The following is a 15,277-nucleotide window of genomic DNA, read 5'->3' on the forward strand; positions in this document are numbered from 1 at the left end:
AACCATGGCTCTGGCGACCCGTTGCCCGCACTGTAATACGGCGTTCAAGGTCGCTAACGACCAATTGAAGCTGCACGCCGGCTTGGTGCGCTGCGGTTCGTGTCGGCAGACTTTCAATGGCGTCGAGCATCTGATTGCCCTCGACAGTGCTGGCGCTGCTGAGCCGGTTCCTGTTGCTGAGCCGGTTCTTGCCACACCTATTACTCCCCTTATTCCTGTTGCTCCGCTTATTCCTGACGCTGCAATCACGCCAGTCGTGCCAAGTAACATGCTGGACTTCGACTTGGGCGACGAAGTCGCGCTCGACGCCACGAGTCAGGCCGATGAGCTGCTCGAGACAATTGAGCCACTTGATTCGCTTGATTCGCTTGATTCGCTTGATTCGCTTGATTCGCTTGAGCCGCCGGCAATGACCTGGCCAAGCCCGCTGGTGATCTCGGAAGCCGAAAGCACACACGAACCGTATCTCGACGATGGCCTGCTTGACGAACAAATCTCGGCCGCCGAACTCGACGAGGACGAGGAATTGGCTGAGGACGACCAAGATAAGCCCGATTTCGTGCGGCAAGCCGAACGCGCGCAACGGCGTTCACGTCTGTTACGTCTGCTTGGTATCGTGTCTTGCCTGCTGTTGCTGCCGCTCTTACTGGCGCAACTACTCTACCTCACGCGCGTGCCGCTGGCCGCCAACTTCCCCGAACTGCGTACTCCTTTGCTGCAAGTCTGCCAGTTATTACAGTGCCAACTGCCGTGGCCAGCGCAAATAGAACAACTGAGCATAGAATCGAATGAATTGCAGTCGATTACCCCGGAAGGCCGAGTCTTCTCACTCTCCATGCAACTGCAAAACCACGCCAGTACTGTGCAAGCTTGGCCGGTGGTGGAATTGGTGCTCAATGATGAGAAAGACCGCGCGGTCTTGCAAAAAGCATTTATGCCGAGCGACTACTTAAGCGAGCGCGCCTTGCTCGAAAAAGGTTTTGTCGGCGGCTCGGAACAGAATTTTAAAATCTACTTTTCTTTACCCAAACTCAAAGCAGCCGGCTATCACGTCAGTATTTTTTATCCCTGACGCCGTGGGTGTCAGCGCACTGCTCGGCCAGCCCGACGTTTCGAATCACCCACAAAACCGCGCGAATACAAGAATGGGCTTGACTGCCGGTTAAGCCCATAGTTAAATACGAAATCGATTGCGCAAACGATTGCGCAGCACTTTTTACAGCGGAAACTGCATTATGAAGCCAAGCATTACAGTAGTCGGCAGCGTCAATATGGACTTGGTGTTCCGCACGCCGCGTATGCCGGCCATCGGAGAAACCCTGCAAGGCCGCGAGTTCCACCAAATACCGGGGGGCAAAGGTGCCAACCAAGCCGTCGCCGCTGCACGTCAAGGCGCGCAGGTACAGTTTATCGGTGCCGTCGGGGCCGATGGCTTCGGTGAGTTTTCGCGCCACTGTCTGGCGGCCGAAGGCATAGACCTGACCCATCTGACCACCGTCGATGGCATCGCCACCGGCGTGGCTGGTATTTTAGTCGCCGATGATGGTAACAACAGTATCGTCATCGCTGCCGGTGCCAACGCCACTCTCAGTGTGACGCAGGTCGAGCATGGCCGTGCCGCGATCAGCGCTGCCAATTTATTGATCTGCCAATTGGAAACGCCGCTGCCCAGCGTCACGCGCGCCATCGAAATCGCCCACGCCGCCGGCGTGCCGGTGATACTCAATCCGGCACCGGCACAAGCCTTGAACGGCGCTTTGCTCAAACAAGTCGATTATTTAATACTCAATGAAACCGAAGCCACGCAATTAAGCGGCGTCGCCGTCTGCTCGGCCGAGAGTGCCGCAGCGGCAGCGCAAGCGCTCTTGCAAATGGGCGCAGGCTGTGTGATTCTGACCATGGGTGGCGATGGCACTGTGCTCAGCGAACTCAACGGCACCCGCTTCCTCGCTGCCATTACCGTCGATGTAGTCGATACCACTGCCGCAGGCGACACCTTTGTCGGTGCGTTTGCGGTAGGACTGGCCAGTGGCTTGACTGTATTTGACGCCTGCACACAGGCGCAATACGCGGCCGCCTTGACGGTCACCCAATTGGGTGCGCAAACTTCGATTCCGCAACAGCAAGCGGTGGTGGAATTTATGACTCAGCGCAGTAAGCTGCTCAGCTCCATCTAGCAGACTGGCGTATGGATGTCGCTGCAAGCGATTCACTCACGATCTTTGAACCGGGAACTTTCATGAAACTCAAGCAAATTTGTCTGTCCGTATTGCTCGCTGCCGGCACTGCTCAGGCCGCCGATCCCAAGCTGGCGGTGATTTACGATGCCGGTGGCAAGTTCGACAAATCCTTCAATCAATCGGCCTCCGAAGGTGCGGAGCGTTTCAAGAAAGAAACCAAGATCAATTACTTGGAAATTCAGGTAGCCAGCGATACGCAGGCGGAACAAGTCTTGCGCAATCTGGCGCGCAAACATGTCGATCTGATTGCGGCGATCGGTTTTGCTCAGGCACAGGCGGTACAGAATGTCGCCAAAGAATTCCCGAATACGAAATTCCTGGTCATCGATGGCGTCGCCAAGGGTGACAATGTCAGCTCGGTGTTGTTCAAGGAACAGGAAGGTTCGTATTTGGTCGGTGTGGCTGCTGCTGCTGCCAGTAAAAGCAAAAAACTCGGTTTCATCGGCGGCATGGATATTCCACTGATCCGCAATTTCGCCTGTGGCTATGCGCAGGGCATCAAGGCCAGCGACAGTAAGATTGAGATCGTACAAAATATGGTCGGTACCACACCATCGGCGTGGAATGATCCGGCCAAAGGCGGCGAACTGGCACGCGCGCAGATCGATCGCGGCGTCGATGTGATTTTCGCCGCCGCCGGCGGCAGCGGTATGGGGGCCTTGCAAGCGATTAAAGAAAAAGGCAAGCTTGGCATCGGCGTCGATTCGAATCAGAATTACCTGCATCCTGGCAATATGCTGACTTCCATGGTGAAACGCGTCGACATCGTCATCTACGATAATTTCATGGCCATGAAAAATGGTAACTGGAGCGCGGGCCTGAGTAACAAGGGTCTGAAAGAAGGCAGTATCGATTGGGCGCTGGATAAAGACAATCGCAGCGTCGTCAGTGCCGAAGTGGAAAAACGGGTCAATGCGGCCAAGCAGGATATTATCAGCGGCAAGGTGAAAGTCATCGATTTCCGCGATGCCAACAAGTGCCCGGTCTGACACCGCAGCCACCCTTCGCCACGTCTTATTTCGAAAACTAAACCGCCCCAACGTATGCAGCCAGCCGTAGAATTTCAGCACATTTCCAAGCGCTACGGCGCGGTGCAGGCGAATCGCGAGGTCAGCTTTGCCATCGCGCCCGGCTCGATTCACGGCGTGATCGGTGAAAATGGTGCCGGCAAATCGACACTCATGAGTATCCTGTACGGCTATACGCGTGCCGACAGTGGACAAATTCTGATCAATGGGGTGGCGCAGCCGATTCCCACCAGCCAAGCAGCGATACGGCTGGGCATAGGCATGGTACATCAGCACTTCATGCTGGTCGACAATATGACCGTGCTCGACAATGTCATGCTCGGCAGCGAGGGTGGCCTGCGCTTGGCACCGCAACGCAAGGTGGTCGAAGCGCGGCTGCGCGAAATTTGCCAACACTACGCGCTTGAGGTCGATCCGCTGGCGAAGATTGAAGATTTATCGGTCGGGGTACAGCAACGGGTAGAAATTCTCAAGCAAATTTACCGCAGTGCACAGATTCTGATTCTCGATGAACCGACGGCGGTGCTGACGGTGCAAGAAACCGCTTCGCTGTTCGCGGTTCTGCGTTTGTTCAAGGAGCAGGGCAAGACCATCGTTCTGATCACCCATAAGTTACAAGAAATCATCGACATCACCGACCAAGTCACCGTCATGCGTGCCGGCGCAGTGGTCGACACGCTGGCCACGGCGCACACCAGCAAGGAACAATTGGCCGAACTGATAGTTGGGCGGCCGATACAAACGCATTTGCCACGGCAAGCCTATGCGCCCGGTGCCACGGTACTCGAGGTGCGTGATTTGTCGCTGTACAATTCGCAGAGCGTGCAAGTATTGAAGAACTTGAATTTTGATTTGCGCGCCGGAGAAATTCTGGCGATCGCCGGCGTATCCGGCAATGGCCAGAGCGAATTGCTGGAAGTATTGAGCGGTATGCGCTTGCCTGGCAGTGGCAGCCTGCGCCTGCAAGATCAAGTTTTGCCGTATGCCGGACGGCGCGATGCCGATGGCTTGCCGGCGCTGTACCGCGCACGCGGGATTGCCCATGTGCCGGAAGATCGTCTGCGTGACGCCGTGGTGAAAAATTTTTCCGTCTTGATGAACAGCTTTCTCGGCTATCAAGCCAAATTGGCCGGACGTTTCGGCTGGCTCGATCTGCCGGCTTTGCAACAACACTGCCGCCGCTTGATCAGCGAATTCGACGTCCGGCCGGCTGACCCAGATTTACGCATCGCCTTGCTCTCAGGCGGGAATCAGCAAAAGCTGGTGATGGCGCGCGAAATCGCCGCCGCGCCGGTGCTCATGCTGGTAGGTCAACCGACGCGCGGCGTCGATATCGGCACCATCGAGAGTCTGCATGCACGCTTGCTGGCCATGCGTGATGCCGGCTGTGCGATTTTGCTGGTGTCGGTGGAACTCGAAGAAGTTCGCGCCTTGGCCGATCGTATCTTGGTCATGTCGGGCGGCAGCATTACCGGCGAATTGCCGGTGCAAGAATTCGATGCCACACGCATCGGCTTGTTGATGGGCGGCTTGCATAAGCATTGATGCCGACCCACTGAACTCATTTTTATGACGCGACCTTAACCAAGTAATCAACGATGAATCAAGCCGATCTACCCCGTTGGGCCAGCGCTTTTGTGCTGCCACTGCTCAATCTGCTCTCGGCCATGCTGGTGGCCGCAGGTGTCATCTGGCTGCTCGGTGAAAGCCCGCTCGAATCGCTGCAGATTCTGGTCGATGCGGCCTTGCTCAACCCGGAAGGTCTCGGTTACACCTTGTTTTATGCCGCCACCTTTATTTTTACCGGTCTGTCGGTGTCGGTGGCCATGCAAGCGGGCTTGTTCAACATCGGCAGCGAAGGCCAGATGTATATCGGCGGCCTCGGTCTGACTCTGGTGATCCTGGCGCTCGACGCGTATTTGCCGGCCGTGCTGCTGATTCCGCTGGCGCTGCTCGGCAGTGCCGCGTTTGGTGCGGCCTGGGCTTTTTTGCCCGGCTATTTGCAAGCCAAGCGCGGCAGTCATGTGGTGGTCACGACCATCATGTTCAATTTTATTGCCGCTTGCTTGATGAATTATTTGATCGTCAGTTTCTTGATTCCCGACGGGCAGCAAAATACCGCCAGCCGTATGTTCGCCGCCAGCGCATGGCTACCCAAGCTCAATACGCTGCTGCCAGTGCTCGGTGAAACCCCGCTCAACATCAGTTTTATTCTGGCCCTGTTGGCGCTGGCTGTGTACGGTCTGGCGGTATGGCGTAGCAGTTGGGGTTATCAATTGCGTGCCGCCGGACTCAATGCCCACGCCGCGCACTATGCCGGCATCTCACTCTCGCGCACGGTCATCACGGCGATGCTGATTTCGGGTGCCTTGGCCGGCTTGGCCGCGGTGAATTCAGTGATGGGCTCGACCCATTATCTCAATCTCAATTTCCCGGCCGGGGCCGGTTTCATCGGCATCGCCATTGCCCTCATGGGGCGGCAACGTCCACTCGGCATCCTGCTGTCATCGATACTGTTCGGTGCACTGATACAGGGTGGCTTTGATTTATCGCTGGAAAAACCGGCGATTCCGCCGGAAACCTTTATTTTCATTCAGGGTTTGATCATCCTGTTTTGCGGCGCGATGGAAAATCTGTATGCCCCGCTGCTGTCGCGCTTGCTGTCGGCTGCTACTTCGTCCAAGGAACCATGATGTTCGATGACTTTCAATTTTCCAGCATTTTGGTGGCAACCATCCGCAATGCCCCGGTGCTGATGTTCGCGGCCATGGCCGGCCTGTTCGCCGAACGCAGCGGCGTGGTCGATCTGGCTTTGGAGGGCAAGATGTTGGCCGCGGCCTTCGTCTCAGCGGCGGTAGCCTATGTCACGCAGAATCCTTGGCTGGGCATACTTGCCGGTGTCGCCGCCTCGGTGGCGGTGGCGCTGTTGCAGGGTTTTGTCAGTATCACGCAAAAGGGTAATCAACTCGTCGCCGGTATCGCCCTCAATATCGCGCTCAGTGGCCTGAGCTTCGTGCTGGCACAATTCTTTTTCATGCAAGGTGGGCGCACCCCTGATCTCGGCAATGCCCGCCTGTTCGATCTGACGCTGCCCGGCTCAGATGCCGTGGCCGCCATTCCCGGCCTGGCTTGGTTGTATACCAAGCTCATCGGTGGCCATAATATTTTGGTGTATCTGGCCTTTGCCCTGGTGCCGCTGGTGCACTGGGTGCTGTATCACAGCCGCTTTGGTCTGCGTCTGCGCGCCGTCGGTGAAAACCCACATGCGGCCGACGCCGCCGGCATCCATGTCGAACGCACGCGCTATCTGGCCATGCTGTGTGCCGGTGTACTGTGTGCATTTTCGGGCGCTTACTTATCTATTGTGCAAAGCGGTTTTTTCCTGCGCGATATGTCAGCCGGAAATGGCTACCTGGCGCTGACAGCCTTGGTGTTCGGGAATTGGCGGCCACTGTACACTGCGCTGGGCTGCTTGATGTTCGGCTTTTTCGCGGCGCTGCAGGTACAGATCGAAGGGGTGATCTTCCCCGGCATCGGAAAAATTCCCGGTTCCTTGATACAAATGATTCCGTATTTGGTAACGGTAATCGTGCTGGCCGGGTTCATGGCGAAATCGATAGCACCAAAAGCCATCGGCGTGCCGTTTGTGAAGTCACGCTGAACTGCACATCTTTGTTGTTCGTGGCCTCCTTGAACCGGGCCTGAAAAATGAAGCATCCGGGTTCTGTTGAATGGCCGGAGCTTTCTCGTTTGGAGCACACTCATGCAAGCAAAACACAAAGTCATTTTTGATACTGATCCGGGCGTCGACGATGCCATGGCCTTATACTTTGCCTTGGCCCATCCCGATATCGAGGTGGTCGGTATCACGACGACCTTCGGCAATGTACATGTTGAACAAGCGACCATCAATGCCCTGTATCTGACCCGCATCGCCGGACGCACGATTCCGGTCGCGCAAGGCGTCGCGATTCCCTTCGCCAAAGCTGCCGGCAGCCCGCCTGATTTCATACACGGGGCCGATGGCCTCGGCAATTTACCACAACGGATAGACGTCGGCGGTACGGCAGAAGCGCACAGCGCGGCCGAATTCATTGTCGCCATGGCGCGTCAATATCCGGGGGAAATCAGCTTGGTGGCGGTCGGCCCGCTTGGCAATCTCGGGCTGGCACTGAAACTGGAGCCACGTCTGCCGCAATTGCTCAAGCAAGTCGTGTTGATGGCCGGTACGGTCGATGAACCGGGCAATGTTTCGCCGGTCGCGGAAGCGAATGTCTGGAACGATCCCGATGCTGCTGATCTGGTATTTACGGCCGGTTGGGATTTAACTATGGTCGGCCTCGACGTCACCCACCGCGTGGTCTTGCCAGCGAGTTTTTTCGCCGCGCTGGCGAAACAGCATAATCATATCGCCATGGATACGCTCGCTCACGCCGTCAATTTTTACGCCAGTTTTTACCAGAGTATCCGTCCCGACCTCGGCCACGCTTGCTATGGTCATGATGTTTTGGCCTTCGTTTGGCTGGTCGCGCCGGAAATGTTCGGCACTGCCTCAGGCCGCGTGCGCGTCGCCACAGCAGGCATAGGCAATGGCCAAACCATGCTGGCGAAATTGCCGATTCCGTATCCGCAAGCCGGTTGGGAAGCGGACAAAGCCGAAACCCGCGTCTGCATGACGGTCGATGCCGCAGCCTGTGCGCGACTGATTGACCGCACGCTGGCAGCCGACTGGCTGCGCGCGCCGCTATCCGCCTGAGGAGTTGACATGTTTATTGTTCCGGTAGATTACCGCGACCCCGATGCCGCCAAAAAATTCACCGAAAGCCTGCACCAAACCGGCTTCGGCGTACTGACCAATCACCCCTTGTCGAGCAGCCTGCTCGAAACGATTTATCGCGAATGGTATGATTTTTTTCAGTCGGATGCGAAACTGAACTATCCCTTCGATGCAGAAAAAATGGATGGCTATTTTTCACCGCAGGTGTCGGAAACCGCCAAGGGTTATACCAAGCGCGACCTCAAAGAGTTTTACCATATCTACCCATGGGGCCGGCTGCCGGCCGAAGTATCCAACGCCGCGCGCGAGTATTACCAAGCCGGCTCGACTCTGGCTGCCGAACTGCTGCAATGGGTGGAACAGCATAGCCCGGCCGAGATCAAGGCCAAGTATTCGATGCCTTTGTCGGACATGATCAGCGACAGCGAGCTCACCCTGCTGCGCGTCTTGCACTACCCGCCGCTGCGTGGCGATGAAGACGCCGATGCCGTGCGCGCCGCGGCCCATGGCGATATCAATCTGCTGACCGTGCTGCCGGCGGCGACCCAAGCCGGCTTGCAAGTGCTCGGCAAGGATCAAGCCTGGCATGATGTGCCGTGCGACTTCGGTATGCTGATCGTGAATATCGGCGATATGCTCGACGAAGCCTCGCAGGGTTACTACCCGTCGACCATCCATCGCGTGCTCAATCCCAGCGGTGCGGCAGCGACGCAGTCGCGCATTTCGCTGCCCTTGTTTTTGCATCCGCGACCGGACGTGGTGCTGTCGGAACGGCATACTTCGGGCAGTTATTTACAAGAGCGTTTGCGCGAACTGGGAGTAAAAAAATGACCGACAATGAGTTGTTGCAGGCAGCGCACAGCGCACGCTTACATGCCTATGCACCGTATTCGAAGTTCTTGGTCGGTGCCGCCGTGCTGAGCAAAGACGGCCGCGTCTTCCATGGTTGCAATGTCGAGAATGCCTCTTACGGTTTGTGCAATTGCGCTGAACGCACGGCTTTGTTTGCCGCCGTCGCAGCCGGCTGCCGGCCCGGCGATTTTGCCGCCATCGCGGTCACCGGTGATACCGACGGCCCGATCGCACCGTGCGGGGCCTGCCGTCAGGTAATGTTGGAACTCGGCGGCCCGACGCTCAAGGTCTTGCTCACTAATTGCAAGGGCAATGTACGCAGCACCACGGCTGGTGCGCAGTTGCCGGATGCGTTTTATTTGACGCCGAATTGACATCCTCCCCGCCCTAAAGAGGCTGTCGCAAAAGGGTATTGAGTCGGTGTCATTATCCCAACTGGTGGCCACGTCCTTCCTGCGCGCTTTTAGCAGGAACCCAGCGGCGTTCGTGCTTAACTGAAAATGCCAGATATGATCGTGTTTTCAGCGCTGAAAACGACACTGGGTTCCCGCCAAAAGCATGCGGGAATGACGAGGTTGCAGCATGCGGAAATGACGAGGTAGGCGGTGTTTCAGATGTAAAAAGATTCCATCAGGCTTTTGCGACAGCCTCTGAAGGCCGGGGTTTCAAACCCTAGTCAGATTTTTGATCAAATATTAAGCCATTGCCAGCAATAAATGCCCAATTTCAGCCTTGGCAGGCCTGACTTTGATTTCAATATCATAGCCCAGCCGCGTCAAGCAATCCATCAGCTTGCGCTCGGACAGATTGCTGAAGTCGCCGCGCATCATGTCAGACACTTTAGGTTGGGTGATACCCATTCTTTTGGCCGCATCTTTTTGAGTCAGACCAAGGTTTTTCATGGCTTTCCTGATTTCAATCAGCAAGCCAGTTTTGATCTTGAGCTTGTCTGCATCAGGCAGGCCAAGGTCAGCAAACACGTTGTCAGAACCACGATGCACTGCAACGCCATCTGTCAATTGACTTTTCATTTTCTCAACTCCTTTATATACGCTTCGGCAATTTTCAGCCGCGCGTGGATAATGTCCATGTCTTCCTTCGGCGTGCTGATCCCGCTTTTACTTTTCTTTTGAAAACAATGCAGAACAAACACGGTCTGCGCAAACTTGACAGTGTAGACGGCGCGGTAGGTGCCGCCCACATCGTGGGCTATCACTTCAAGCACGCCGGTACCACCAAAACCCTTGAGCACTTTAGCGGCTTCATGCCGATCACCTGCTTGGGCCAGCGACAAAGCAAAGCCGAAAAATTGCCTTACATCATCAGGTAAAGCCAGCAGATCTTTATAACTGCTCCCTATCCATTGCAAGGGTTTTTCATTAGTAAACATAGTTGAATATATATGAAAAGGTATACAAAGACAATCAACAAAACGGTTCCATAAAAAATTTTAGCGAAATTCACCACACGATCAATGACATTTCTAAAGCGAAGTCACTTTCTCATTGAGCTTGCCGCATGAAGCCTGCGCTAGGGAAGCGCAGATTTAATCCAAGCGGTTTGTCCGTCGCCACTGAGGCGCACTGCTGCGTTGCCTTTCACTGTCAATAGCTCGCTATTGACAGTGAAAGGCGCCTTGCATTGCATCCTCATTGGCAACGGACAATTCCACAGCGATTAAATCTGCGCTTCCCTAGATGCAAAAAAGCCTGGCCGTTTCGCAACGGCCAGGCTTTTTTCTCTCAAGCAAGTATCAATGCACCAGCGCCGTAAACGGTGGCACATAGGCCAGCAAGAACACGAACAAGCCGACCAGCACGGCCAAGGCTAAACTGTGAAAGAACACGAAGCGCAGAATACTGTCTTCATGGCCATACCAACGCGTGGCGGTACTGGCCACGACGATGCTTTGGGCATCGACCATCTTACCCATCACGCCACCGGCACTGTTGGCCGACGCCATCAGGATAGGGTTGAGGCCCAACTGCTCGGCCGTGGTTTTTTGCAAACCGCCGAAGAGCACATTGGCGGCCGTATCCGAACCCGTCAGTGCCACGCCCATCCAACCGAGTAAGGTGCCGAAGATAGGATAGAGCATGCCGGTATGGGCAAACACGATACCGAGCGTGGCATCGGTGCCGGAGTAACGGGTCAGATAACCGAGCGCCAGCATGAGGACGATAGTCAGCAGCGAGTAACGAACCAGCCAAATCGTGCGGAAATAGATTTTGACCAAATCGACGAGTCGGTACTTCATCAACCAGCCGCTCAGAATACCAGCGATGAAAATACCGCTGCCGGTGGCCGAGAGCCAGTTCAACACATACACGGCCGGTTCGGCATGTGGGCTGACAACCACCGGTGCCACCTTCTGTACCAAATTATGCAAACCCGTTACCGGCAACTTGAGGATGGACAGATGATCAGCCCAAACTTTGAATTGCGGTATGCCCCAGATAAACACCAGCACCGTCAACACGACCCACGGCATCCACGCCAACACCAGTGCGCGGCCATCATGTTTTTGAAACAATGCGGCGGCAACATCGGCTTCATGGCCGTGTGGTTTTTCGCTCTCGAGATCAGGCACGCCGGAATCCGTTTCATGCCCTTTGAGCGAAGTCGAAGTCCAGATTTTTTTCGGTTTCCACACCTTCAAGAACAAAATCAAGCTGATCATGGAAATCAGGGCCGCCACCACATCGACCAACCATGGGCCATGGAAATTCGAGACCAAGTACTGCGGAATCGAAAAACTCAAACCAGCGACCAGAATAGCCGGCCAAATCTGCAGCATGCCGCGCCAACCGGCAAAGGCCCAGATCAACCAAAATGGCACGATGAGCGAGAATAAAGGAAGAATGCGACCTATCATGCCCGACAATTCCATCAAGTCGAGTCCGGTCACGGCTGCCAGAGCGATCACTGGGGTGCCCAGTGCGCCATAGGCGACCGGTGCAGTATTGGCGATCAGACATAAGCCCGACGCCGCCAGCGGTGAAAATCCAAGACCGATCATGATGGCCGCCGTTACCGCTACCGGTGTGCCGAAGCCCGCTGCGCCTTCAAAGAAAGCGCCGAAACAAAAGGCGATCAACAGCAACTGAATCCGTCTATCTTCGGTAATCCCGGTCAAACTGTCTTGCAAGACTGTAAAGGAACCGTTTTCTATCGTCAGTTGGTGCAAGAAAATGATGTTGAGAACAATCCAACCGATCGGCAGCAAACCGTAAGCCGCGCCATAACCGGCGGCACTCCAGGCCAAGCCGGCCGGCATGCCGAAACCGAGTATCGCCACCAGCAAGGCGCTGGCCAAGCCCAGGCCAGCCGCGTAGTGGGCTTTCATATGTCCAAATGCTATACAGCCTAGCATCACCACCACCGGTATCGCGGCCATTAAGGCCGACAACCAAATATTCCCCAAGGGGTCGTACACCTGACTCCACACCATCTTGTCTCCTTCTCGTTTTTAAAATCGCCGGCAAATATGCATGTCTATTTCGCACAAGCTTTGCTATCGGCTGATATTACGATAGGAACTGCAGCTATCTGTTGTGTTGTCAGATGAAATGATTTTCAGCTATCGTTGAATAATATCGTCACCACGGTCACAACAGCTTTACGCTGCGGTTAACAATCGTGCGCGCTGAGCGTGACTACATGGCGTGCAGGCAGCGCCATTTCCAGCTAAGATTCAGTGGGCAACACCCGTTGCGCCCCGCATTTTGCCAACCCAGATGGAGTAAGCATGCCGCTACACCCCGACTTCAACAGCCTGACCGGTCATACCGACGAAGCTAGCCCGATGAATCGACGTAATTTCATTCAAACTGCAGTCGGGGTCGGCTTTGCCGCCGCGACCTTGCCAATCAGCGCGCAAACCATGATCCACACCGATAGCGTCGGTTTGCTGGCCGGACGGGTCGAGCTCAGCATCAACGGTCAAACCGTGCCGGTCTATCGCGCCCAGCCTGAAGGCAAGAGCAATTTGCCGGTCATCTTAGTGATTTCAGAAATTTTCGGCGTCCATGAACATATCGCCGACGTCGCCCGTCGCTACGCCAAACTCGGCTATCTGGCGCTGGCCCCGGAATTATTGATACGCCAAGGCGACGCCGGCAGTTATGCCGGTATCGCCGAATTAATGAAAGAAGTGGTATCGAAAGTGCCCGATGCCCAAGTCATGCAAGATCTCGATGCGGTACTGGTCTGGGCCGGGCAGCATGGCGGCGACTTGGAACGGGTTGGTATCAATGGCTTTTGTTGGGGTGGCCGCATCACTTGGCTGTATGCCGCACACAATCCGCGCATCAAGGCCGGGGTGGCGTGGTATGGCCGTCTCAGCGGCCCGGTCAACGAACTCTCGCCGCAACATCCTATCGATATCGCGGCGAGCTTGCGCAGCCCGGTACTGGGCTTGTACGGCGGCAAAGACAGCGGTATTTCCTTAGACAGCGTGCGGCAAATGGAAAGCGCCTTGACCAAGGGTCACAGTGGCTCAGAATTTCATGTGTATGAACAGGCCGGCCACGCCTTCCATGCCGATTACCGCCCTGGTTACAGTGCGCCCGAAGCCATCGATGGCTGGCAACGCAGCTTGACTTGGTTGCGCCAGCACGGCGTCTGAGAGAGAAAACATCACGCCGGATTTGCACAAATCGCGGCGTTATGTTTTAATTTGCAACTTGGTTGCAAATACTCTGAGGTGCAAAAATTCACTCCACTCTGCTTTCTATCCTGATCACCACCGCCTTGGCCGGCGTGATCAGCATTTCCGCTGCGGCGATTTTCTCGTTTTCACTGTTGACTAAAATGGTAGAACGCATGGTCAGCCTGTCGGTCGGCATCATGCTTTCGACCTCGCTCTTGCATGCCTTGCCCGAGGCATTTGAATCGCACGCTGATCCGCATACTCTGTTTGCCTGTCTGTTGGCGGGCTTAATGGCGTTTTTCTTACTCGAAAAATTCGCCATCCTGCGCCACTCGCATCATCATGAGGGCGACGGCCATCAGCACGAACACGGCCATGATGCCCACGCCGCCGGCAAAGCCGGTTGGATGATTTTGGTTGGCGATGGCATGCATAACTTTACCGATGGCATCCTGATCGCGGCAGCCTTTCTGGCCAATCCGGAACTCGGTTTCGTTACCGCCTTCGCCATCATCGCCCACGAAATTCCAACCGAAATCGGTGATTTCATCGTGTTGCTCAATGCCGGCTTCAGCCGTTTGCGCGCCTACATGTACAACCTGGCCTGCAGCATGATGGGCGTGCTTGGCGGCGTACTCGGGTATTTCACGCTGGCCCATGCCAGCGAGATGATTCCGTATGTGCTGGTGTTTGCCTCGTCGGGCTTCATCTATATCGCCGTCAGCGATCTGATGCCGCAAATGCAGCGCCGCGCCACCCTGCGCGAAACCATCCCGCAAATTATACTCATCGGTGTCGGCATCGCCTTGGTGGTGCTGGTGACAGGTCACCACTGAGTACAAACCCATGGCCGCATCAGTGCTGCGGCCATGGGTTTCACTACACGGTACGCGCCACCGGACGCGCCGGGTCGGCACACCATTCGCTCCAAGAACCCGGATACAGGGCGGCACCGGGCAAGCCGGCAACTTCCAGCGCCAACAAATTATGGCAAGCCGTCACGCCGGAACCACATTGCATGATGGCGGCGCGACCAGCCAACAGCGCATCCCATTCCTGCCGCAATTGCGGTGCCGGTTTAAAACGACCGTCGCTCTGCAGATTGTCTTTAAAAAATCGATTCTGCGCACCGGGAATATGGCCGCCGACCGGGTCCATGGTTTCATTCTCGCCGCGGTAACGGTCGGGCGCGCGCGCATCTACCAACACGCGTGCAGCACTGTCGATATTGGCCAGTACGGCAGCGGCATCGACTTGCGTAGTAGTGGCCGTTTGCAATTCGATGTTGCCGCGACGCGGTGCTGGCAGCGCTGCGGTCAAGGGCAAGCCTTGCGCCACCCAAGCCGGCACACCGCCATCGAGCACGGCCACGCCGGCATGCCCAACCCAGCGCAACATCCACCATAAGCGCGCGGCAAACATACCGCCATGCGCATCATAGGCGACGACTTGGCTGTCTGGGTGAATGCCGAAACCGCGCAAGGTCTCGATAAAGGCTAACTTATCGGGCAAAGGATGGCGACCGCGAAAAACGCCGTCCGGGCCGATTTTTTCTGCTGACAAGCAAACGTCAAGGTCGACAAATTGTGCGTGCGGCAAATGGCCGCCGGCGTAAGCGCGCGCGCCGGCACCGAGGTCGAGTAAATCGTGGCGACAATCGAGCAACACTAACTGCGCACTGTCTATGTGCGCCGCCAATTCGGCGGCACTGATAAGCGTGGTGTACATG

The 15,277-nt window shown here is 55.9% G+C and carries 15 protein-coding genes; 11 read left to right on the forward strand and 4 right to left on the reverse strand.

Annotated features, from left to right (window positions below; genetic code table 11):
• Positions 1-4: 4 nt before the first annotated feature.
• The 9 genes from QN359_RS03820 to QN359_RS03860 all read left to right on the forward strand — a co-directional run bounded on the left by QN359_RS03820 (position 5) and on the right by QN359_RS03860 (position 9,271).
• Entirely contained in the window at positions 5-1,072 is a 1,068-nt protein-coding gene (locus QN359_RS03820; protein ID WP_322249653.1) for a DUF3426 domain-containing protein, read from the forward strand.
• A 163-nt stretch (positions 1,073-1,235) separates the two neighbouring features.
• Positions 1,236-2,177: a ribokinase gene (rbsK, locus tag QN359_RS03825; protein WP_322249654.1), complete on the forward strand. Its 942-nt coding sequence runs from the start codon at positions 1,236-1,238 to the stop codon at positions 2,175-2,177.
• Positions 2,178-2,239: 62 nt separating this feature from the next.
• A complete protein-coding gene (locus QN359_RS03830; RefSeq protein WP_322249655.1) occupies positions 2,240-3,229 on the forward strand; it encodes a BMP family ABC transporter substrate-binding protein in 990 nt (329 codons plus the stop codon).
• A 54-nt stretch (positions 3,230-3,283) separates the two neighbouring features.
• Positions 3,284-4,813 (forward strand): ABC transporter ATP-binding protein, encoded by a 1,530-nt coding sequence (locus QN359_RS03835; protein ID WP_322249656.1) that lies wholly within the window; start codon positions 3,284-3,286, stop codon positions 4,811-4,813.
• Between the two features lie 53 nt (positions 4,814-4,866).
• Positions 4,867-5,961 carry an ABC transporter permease gene (locus tag QN359_RS03840; protein ID WP_322249657.1) on the forward strand — a complete coding sequence of 365 codons (1,095 nt, stop codon included), beginning with the start codon at positions 4,867-4,869 and terminating at the stop codon, positions 5,959-5,961.
• A complete protein-coding gene (locus QN359_RS03845) occupies positions 5,958-6,929 on the forward strand; it encodes an ABC transporter permease (protein WP_322249658.1) in 972 nt (323 codons plus the stop codon). The genes QN359_RS03840 and QN359_RS03845 overlap by 4 nt, the downstream gene beginning before the upstream one ends.
• Before the next feature lie 102 nt (positions 6,930-7,031).
• Positions 7,032-8,024 carry a nucleoside hydrolase gene (locus tag QN359_RS03850; RefSeq protein WP_322249659.1) on the forward strand — a complete coding sequence of 331 codons (993 nt, stop codon included), beginning with the start codon at positions 7,032-7,034 and terminating at the stop codon, positions 8,022-8,024.
• A gap of 9 nt (positions 8,025-8,033) precedes the next feature.
• Positions 8,034-8,876, forward strand: a complete 843-nt coding sequence (locus tag QN359_RS03855) for a 2OG-Fe(II) oxygenase family protein (RefSeq protein ID WP_322249660.1) — start codon at positions 8,034-8,036, stop codon at positions 8,874-8,876.
• Positions 8,873-9,271 carry a cytidine deaminase gene (locus tag QN359_RS03860; protein WP_322249661.1) on the forward strand — a complete coding sequence of 133 codons (399 nt, stop codon included), beginning with the start codon at positions 8,873-8,875 and terminating at the stop codon, positions 9,269-9,271. The genes QN359_RS03855 and QN359_RS03860 overlap by 4 nt, the downstream gene beginning before the upstream one ends.
• 321 nt (positions 9,272-9,592) lie before the next feature.
• Here QN359_RS03860 and QN359_RS03865 read toward each other — a convergent pair whose 3' ends face one another.
• The 3 genes from QN359_RS03865 to QN359_RS03875 all read right to left on the reverse strand — a co-directional run bounded on the left by QN359_RS03865 (position 9,593) and on the right by QN359_RS03875 (position 12,348).
• On the reverse strand, positions 9,593-9,928 hold the full coding sequence (locus QN359_RS03865) for a helix-turn-helix transcriptional regulator (protein WP_322249662.1): 336 nt from the start codon (positions 9,926-9,928) through the stop codon (positions 9,593-9,595).
• Entirely contained in the window at positions 9,925-10,287 is a 363-nt protein-coding gene (locus QN359_RS03870; protein WP_322249664.1) for a type II toxin-antitoxin system RelE/ParE family toxin, read from the reverse strand. The genes QN359_RS03865 and QN359_RS03870 overlap by 4 nt, the downstream gene beginning before the upstream one ends.
• Positions 10,288-10,650: 363 nt before the next feature.
• Positions 10,651-12,348 (reverse strand): L-lactate permease, encoded by a 1,698-nt coding sequence (locus QN359_RS03875; RefSeq protein WP_322249665.1) that lies wholly within the window; start codon positions 12,346-12,348, stop codon positions 10,651-10,653.
• Between the two features lie 297 nt (positions 12,349-12,645).
• Between QN359_RS03875 and QN359_RS03880 the strand changes: the two genes are divergently transcribed.
• Together QN359_RS03880 and QN359_RS03885 are read left to right on the forward strand one after the other, a co-directional pair.
• Positions 12,646-13,524, forward strand: a complete 879-nt coding sequence (locus tag QN359_RS03880; protein WP_322249666.1) for a dienelactone hydrolase family protein — start codon at positions 12,646-12,648, stop codon at positions 13,522-13,524.
• A 134-nt stretch (positions 13,525-13,658) separates the two neighbouring features.
• Positions 13,659-14,384: a ZIP family metal transporter gene (locus QN359_RS03885; protein ID WP_416200210.1), complete on the forward strand. Its 726-nt coding sequence runs from the start codon at positions 13,659-13,661 to the stop codon at positions 14,382-14,384.
• A 43-nt stretch (positions 14,385-14,427) separates the two neighbouring features.
• On the opposite strand, the gene QN359_RS03890 is transcribed toward QN359_RS03885, so the two are convergent.
• Positions 14,428-15,276 carry a sulfurtransferase gene (locus QN359_RS03890; RefSeq protein WP_322249668.1) on the reverse strand — a complete coding sequence of 283 codons (849 nt, stop codon included), beginning with the start codon at positions 15,274-15,276 and terminating at the stop codon, positions 14,428-14,430.
• Position 15,277 lies beyond the last annotated feature (1 nt).

This window comes from Undibacterium sp. 5I2, from assembly GCF_035019605.1.
Lineage (GTDB): Bacteria > Pseudomonadota > Gammaproteobacteria > Burkholderiales > Burkholderiaceae_D > Undibacterium.